This is a genomic window from Aeromonas simiae, assembly GCF_000820125.1.
In the GTDB taxonomy this organism is placed as follows: Bacteria; Pseudomonadota; Gammaproteobacteria; order Enterobacterales; family Aeromonadaceae; genus Aeromonas; species Aeromonas simiae.
This window is the reverse complement of sequence record NZ_CDBY01000075.1, coordinates 1-282: the sequence shown is the minus strand read 5'-3', so window position 1 is coordinate 282 and position 282 is coordinate 1. Positions and strand designations below refer to the sequence as shown.

Here is a 282-nt window from a genome sequence, read left to right as displayed (position 1 = left end):
TTTGCGCTGGAGCGCGATCTCGGCGAGATGGGCAGCGTGATCGAGGCCGGTCGCCTGCCTGCCCTGTTTGCGTGGCTCAGTGCAAAGATTTGGCAACAAGCGAGCTTGCTGCCCACTGACGAGCTACTGACGCAGGCAACGGGCGAGACGCTGTCACCGCGCTGGTTGCGCCGCCACCTTGAGCAACGTTACGTCGGCAAGTAACCACCTCAGTACGCGCCACAGGGTCACATTAGGCCGCCCTGTGGCGCGTACTGAGGTGGTTACTTGCCGACGTAACGT

The 282-nt window shown here is 62.4% G+C and carries 1 pseudogene; it reads left to right on the top strand.

Annotated elements, in window-relative coordinates:
* Positions 1-204: pseudogene (locus BN1134_RS15485) on the top strand (carboxypeptidase M32); the annotation flags it as partial.
* Positions 205-282: the final 78 nt, after the last annotated feature.